Consider the following 635-nt stretch of genomic DNA (forward strand, 5'->3'; position numbering starts at 1 on the left):
ATTCATGACTGGGGTGAAGTCGTAACAAGGTAACCCTAGGGGAACCTGGGGTTGGATCACCTCCTTACCTTAAGATGTCGAAGTTGTTGAGTGTTCACACAGATTGCCTTGATTCAAAGTAGTTAGAGCAAAGACCTGATGCGCAAGCGTCAGTGCTTGTTTGGCTAACGCCAAACGAGAGAAGCCCTTTTGTTGGGTGTCGGGACGTGAATAGCGGCGCAAGCGGCTACCCGGTTACCTGCGCGCAAGCGCAAAGACAAATCCGGGTCCCCTTCGTCTAGAGGCCTAGGACACCGCCCTTTCACGGCGGTAACAGGGGTTCGAATCCCCTAGGGGACGCCACTTCTCTTCTTGCTAACAAGAATGCAGAGTTAAGAACTGATTCTTAACTCTGTTTTCTTCGGTCACTGACCGTTGCAAACATGCTCTTTAACAATCTGGAAAGCTGATTTAAAAAGTAGTTCTCAAACATTTGTTACAAGTGCTTTGGAAACTTCTTGGCGAAAACCAAATTTTATTTGGTCCTTGTTGTACGACAACAAACTGTGCCGGTTTCACCGACACTTCTTGGGGTTGTATGGTTAAGTGACTAAGCGTACATGGTGGATGCCTTGGCAGTCAGAGGCGATGAAGGA

1 tRNA gene and 1 rRNA gene are annotated in these 635 nt (G+C 48.0%); both read left to right on the forward strand.

Annotated elements, in window-relative coordinates:
* Nucleotides 1-67, forward strand: a 16S ribosomal RNA gene (locus tag PG888_RS23065); the annotation flags it as partial.
* Between the two features lie 199 nt (nucleotides 68-266).
* Nucleotides 267-342, forward strand: a tRNA-Glu gene (locus tag PG888_RS23070).
* Nucleotides 343-635: the final 293 nt, after the last annotated feature.

This window comes from Aeromonas sp. QDB23 (assembly GCF_027707745.1).
GTDB classification, from domain to species: Bacteria; Pseudomonadota; Gammaproteobacteria; order Enterobacterales; family Aeromonadaceae; genus Aeromonas; species Aeromonas allosaccharophila.